The sequence below is a fragment of the Streptomyces sp. URMC 126 genome, assembly GCF_051386555.1.
GTDB lineage: Bacteria > Actinomycetota > Actinomycetes > Streptomycetales > Streptomycetaceae > Streptomyces.
In genome coordinates this window covers 1-4,801 of sequence record NZ_JBPQTX010000431.1, presented here as the reverse complement: position 1 = coordinate 4,801, position 4,801 = coordinate 1, and the positions used below count along the sequence as shown (strand labels likewise).

5 protein-coding genes are annotated in these 4,801 nt (G+C 71.6%); 4 read left to right on the top strand and 1 reads right to left on the bottom strand.

Going from position 1 to position 4,801, the window contains the following annotated elements; translation table 11 throughout:
- The first annotated feature begins 135 nt into the window (after nt 1–135).
- Nucleotides 136–780 carry a phosphoribosylglycinamide formyltransferase gene (gene purN, locus ACSNOK_RS30740; RefSeq protein ID WP_436784080.1) on the top strand — a complete coding sequence of 215 codons (645 nt, stop codon included), beginning with the start codon at nt 136–138 and terminating at the stop codon, nt 778–780.
- Nucleotides 777–2,339 carry a bifunctional phosphoribosylaminoimidazolecarboxamide formyltransferase/IMP cyclohydrolase gene (gene purH / locus ACSNOK_RS30735; RefSeq protein ID WP_436784079.1) on the top strand — a complete coding sequence of 521 codons (1,563 nt, stop codon included), beginning with the start codon at nt 777–779 and terminating at the stop codon, nt 2,337–2,339. The genes purN and purH overlap by 4 nt, the downstream gene beginning before the upstream one ends.
- 94 nt (nt 2,340–2,433) lie before the next feature.
- Here purH and ACSNOK_RS30730 read toward each other — a convergent pair whose 3' ends face one another.
- Nucleotides 2,434–3,018 (bottom strand): hypothetical protein, encoded by a 585-nt coding sequence (locus ACSNOK_RS30730; protein ID WP_436784078.1) that lies wholly within the window; start codon nt 3,016–3,018, stop codon nt 2,434–2,436.
- A gap of 349 nt (nt 3,019–3,367) precedes the next feature.
- Between ACSNOK_RS30730 and ACSNOK_RS30725 the strand changes: the two genes are divergently transcribed.
- Both ACSNOK_RS30725 and ACSNOK_RS30720 read left to right on the top strand, forming a co-directional pair.
- Nucleotides 3,368–4,306: a bifunctional methylenetetrahydrofolate dehydrogenase/methenyltetrahydrofolate cyclohydrolase gene (locus tag ACSNOK_RS30725; protein WP_436784077.1), complete on the top strand. Its 939-nt coding sequence runs from the start codon at nt 3,368–3,370 to the stop codon at nt 4,304–4,306.
- Nucleotides 4,296–4,721, top strand: coding sequence for a DUF3017 domain-containing protein (locus ACSNOK_RS30720; protein ID WP_436784076.1), 426 nt, complete (start codon nt 4,296–4,298; stop codon nt 4,719–4,721). Before ACSNOK_RS30725 ends, ACSNOK_RS30720 begins: the two co-directional genes overlap by 11 nt.
- The last annotated feature ends 80 nt before the right edge of the window (nt 4,722–4,801 follow it).

Here is a 4,801-nt window from a genome sequence, read left to right as displayed (position 1 = left end):
TGTGTATAAGAGACAGGCCTACGGGGTGTGGCCGGCTATGGGTCTCTAGGTGAGGTCCCCCAGGCTCACCCCGCCCCCTCCGACCGCTCCGACGACACGGCCGCTCCGGCGATCCCGGACCGTCCGGCCGAACGCATCGAGGCCACCGGCCGTACCGGTTCGCCCCGGCCCGCCGCCCGCATCGTCGTCCTCGTCTCCGGTTCCGGTACGAACCTCCAGGCGCTGCTGGACGCCATCGCCGCCGACCCCGAGGGCTACGGCGCCCGGATCGTCGCCGTCGGCGCCGACCGGGACGGCATCGCGGGCCTCGACCGCGCCGAGCGCGCGGGGCTGCCGGTCTTCGTCGAGCGGGTGCGGGACCACGCCTCCCGCGCGGACTGGGACCGCGCCCTCGCCGAGGCGACCGCCGCGTACGCCCCTGACCTGGTGGTCTCGGCGGGGTTCATGAAGATCCTGGGGAAGGAATTCCTCGCGCGCTTCGGCGGGCGGACGGTCAACACGCACCCCGCCCTGCTGCCCAGCTTTCCCGGCGCCCACGGCGTGCGCGACGCGCTCGCGTACGGGGTGAAGGTCACCGGGTGCACCGTCCACTTCGTCGACGACGGCGTCGACACCGGACCGATCATCGCCCAGGGCGTGGTCGAGGTCCGGGAGGAGGACGACGAAGCCGCTCTGCACGAGCGGATCAAGGAAGTCGAGCGACAGCTGCTCGTCGAGGTCGTGGGGCGTCTGGCCCGGCACGGCTACCGCATTGAGGGACGAAAGGTACGGATCTCGTGACCGCCGAAGGTACGAAGCGGCCCATCCGCCGGGCGCTGATCAGCGTCTACGACAAGACCGGGCTGGAGGAGCTCGCCCGCGGGCTGCACGAGGCCGGCGTCGAGCTCGTCTCGACCGGTTCGACGGCCGGCCGGATCGCCGCCGCCGGGGTGCCCGTCACCCCGGTCGAGGAGCTGACGGGCTTCCCCGAGTGCCTGGACGGCCGGGTCAAGACGCTGCACCCGCGCGTCCACGCCGGCATCCTGGCCGACCGGCGCCTCGACACCCACCGCGAGCAGCTCGACGAGCTGGGCGTGCGCCCCTTCGAGCTCGTGGTCGTCAACCTCTACCCGTTCCGTGAGACCGTCGCCTCCGGCGCGTCCCCGGACGAGTGCGTGGAGCAGATCGACATCGGCGGCCCCTCCATGGTCCGCGCCGCCGCCAAGAACCACCCCTCCGTGGCAGTCGTGGTCAGCCCCGCCCGGTACGCGGACGTCCTGAAGGCCGTCGCCGAGGGCGGCTTCGCGCTCGACGCGCGCAAGCGGCTCGCCGCCGAGGCGTTCCAGCACACCGCCGCCTACGACGTGGCGGTCGCCAACTGGTTCGCCGAGGGCTACGCGGCCGACGAGAGCCCCTGGCCCGACTTCACCGGCGTCACCCACACCCGCAAGCAGGTGCTGCGCTACGGCGAGAACCCGCACCAGGCCGCCGCCCTCTACACGGACGGCTCGGGCAAGGGGCTGGCCCACGCCGAGCAGTTGCACGGCAAGGAGATGTCGTACAACAACTTCGTCGACACCGAGGCCGCCCGCCGGGCCGCGTACGACCACGCCGAGCCCTGCGTCGCCATCATCAAGCACGCCAACCCCTGCGGCATCGCGGTCGGTACGGACGTCGCCGAGGCGCACCGCAAGGCGCACGCCTGTGACTCGCTGTCCGCCTTCGGCGGTGTGATCGCCGTCAACCGGCCGGTGTCGGTGGCCATGGCGGAGCAGGTCGCCGAGATCTTCACCGAGGTCGTCGTCGCCCCGGGCTACGAGGACGGCGCGGTCGAGGTCCTGGCGCGGAAGAAGAACATCCGGGTGCTGCGCTGTGCCGACGCCCCGGAGGCCGTCGACGAGGTCCGCCCGATCGAGGGCGGCGTCCTCGTCCAGGTCAAGGACCGGCTCCAGGCGGAGGGCGACGACCCGGCGCACTGGACGCTCGCCTCCGGCGAGGCGCTGTCCGGCGCGGAGCTGGCGGAGCTGGCGTTCGCCTGGCGTGCCTGCCGCGCGGTGAAGTCCAACGCGATCCTGCTGGCCAAGGACGGTGCCACCGTCGGCGTCGGCATGGGCCAGGTCAACCGCGTGGACTCGGCGAAGCTGGCCGTCCGGCGGGCGGGCGAGGAGCGGGCCCGCGGTTCGTACGCCGCCTCGGACGCCTTCTTCCCCTTCCCCGACGGCTTCCAGGTGCTGGCCGACGCGGGCGTCAAGGCCGTTGTCCAGCCGGGCGGTTCGGTCCGTGACGCGGAAGTGGTGGAAGCGGCGAAGGCGGCCGGTGTGACGATGTACTTCACCGGTACGCGGCACTTCTTCCACTGACGGCGGGGCGTTCGCTGTCTGCCCGTCCGAGGGCGATACGACCGGAGGCCGCACCCCGACGGGATGCGGCCTCCGGGCCGGCAGTGGGCCGCGCTCAGTAACGCGGACGCTGGAACCACTCGGCGGACGCGCGCTTGGCGCAGAACACGATGGTCAGGATCGCCAGGATCAGCGTCACCAGGCCCAGGCCCAGCATGACGGTGGTCAACAGGCCGCTGATGATGGCGAACGACGCGTAGACGATGGAGCCGACGCGGACGCCGTTGCGGCCCTTGGCGTAGCGGATGGCGAGGATGATGCCGATGATCGCGAACACCAGGGCCAGCGTCGCGAAGAAGGCCATGACGCCCTTGCCGATGTCGCCGATGGCGTCGACGTCGACGGTGTCGCCGTTGCGGGTGGTGACCGTTTCGCCGCTGTGCTTCTCGACCTCGTCCTTGAACTGCGCGTAGGCCACCATGAACCAGGCGGACACGATCACGTGCAGGCCGGCGATGACCCACATGAAGATGCGGGCGGCCTTGGTGATGCCCGGCATCTCGGCGGGGACCGGCGCCATACCCGCGTACGGGTCACCACCCTGCGGGTACGCCGCGTACGGCATGCCCGGCTGCTGCGGGTAGCCGTAGCCGGCCTGCGGGGGCTGGCCGTACGGATTGTGCTGCTGACCGAAGCTCATGGTCGCCTGGTTCCTCCGATAGTCATGGGGGACGTACCCCGGCGCGATCGTTCGGAGGAAGGCTGAGCGGCTCGCCCCCATTGACCGCCCGCGGCATTGACCGATTCATCGTGGTTGGGGGCTTGACATTTTGTCCAGCCGATATCCTCGGCGTTGTTCAAGTGCCGCGTGACCGTGATCTCCATGTGAAGGAGATCGCCCGTGAGCCCCTCGCGGGCACCCCACGAGATCCCGTAGTACCCGTGAACACAGCGCGGCGGAACCTTCGACCGGGTCCGACCGGGCCCCGTCGGGCCCCGGTCGGACCTCGGATTGGAAGGGCCGCCGCCGGATCCAGGAGTATGGAGCCATGACCGCTCAGATTCTCGATGGCAAGGCCACCGCGGCCGCGATCAAGTCCGAACTCTCCACGCGCGTGGAAGCCCTCAAGGCCAAGGGCGTCACCCCCGGCCTGGGCACGCTCCTGGTCGGCGACGACCCGGGCAGCAAGTGGTACGTGGCGGGCAAGCACCGCGACTGCGCCCAGGTCGGCATCGGGTCCATCCAGCGGGAGCTGCCGGCGACCGCGACGCAGGAGGAGATCGAGGCGGTCGTCCGGGAGCTCAACGAGAACCCCGACTGCACCGGCTACATCGTGCAACTCCCGCTCCCCAAGCACATCGACACCAACCGGGTGCTGGAGCTGATGGACCCGGCCAAGGACGCCGACGGCCTGCACCCGATGAGCCTGGGCCGTCTGGTGCTCAACGAGGCCGCGCCGCTGCCCTGCACCCCGAACGGGATCATCGAGCTGCTGCGCCGTCACGGTGTGGAGATCAACGGCGCCCACGTGGTCGTCGTCGGCCGCGGTATCACCGTGGGCCGCTCGATCGGCCTGCTCCTCACCCGCCGGTCCGAGAACGCCACGGTCACCCTCTGCCACACCGGCACCCGTGACCTCGCCTCTCACCTGCGTCAGGCGGACATCGTCGTCGCGGCGGCCGGTGTCGGGCACCTGATCAAGCCGGAGCACGTCAAGCCGGGCGCCGCCGTGCTCGACGTCGGCGTGAGCCGGGACGGCGAGGGCAAGATCATGGGCGACGTCGACCCCGGTGTCGCCGAGGTCGCCGGCTGGCTCTCCCCCAACCCGGGCGGCGTCGGCCCGATGACCCGCGCCATGCTGCTCGTCAACGTCGTCGAGGCGGCGGAGCTCGCCGCGGGGGTCTCCGCCGAGGGCGTCGAAGGCGTCGAAGGCGTCAAGGGGGCCGGGAGCTCCCAGGGAGCCGGGGGAAGCGTCGATGCCGGCTGAGACGGGCAAGGCGGCCGGGTCCGGGCGGTCCCGGGTGTCGCGCCGCTTCCCTCAGTTCACTCGTGACACCGCGCGACCGGAGGGTGGCGGACGCGCCGCCCCCGGGGGCGCGCCCGCCCCGGCCCGGCAGTGGCCGCTGCTGGTGGTGCTGGGGCTGACGGGGCTGGGGCTGCTGATCGTCGCCCTGGACGGGTTCCGGATCGGGACGATGCTGATCGGTGTCGCCATGATCGGCGGCGCGGTGCTGCGGTGGGCGCTGCCCTCGGTGGGCATGCTCGCCGTCCGGTCGCGGTTCACGGACATGTTCACGTACGGCGGTCTGGGGCTGGCGATCCTGCTGCTGGCGATGCTCGCGCAGCCGCACGCGTGGCTGAAGATTCCGTTCCTGGACGACGTGCTGCACTTCACGGTCTGAGGGCTCAGGGGGGCCGCCCCTTCCGGTTCGCCTCCACCGGCCCTGACTGCTGTCCCTCCGGTGGGTCCCACCCCCGCCCC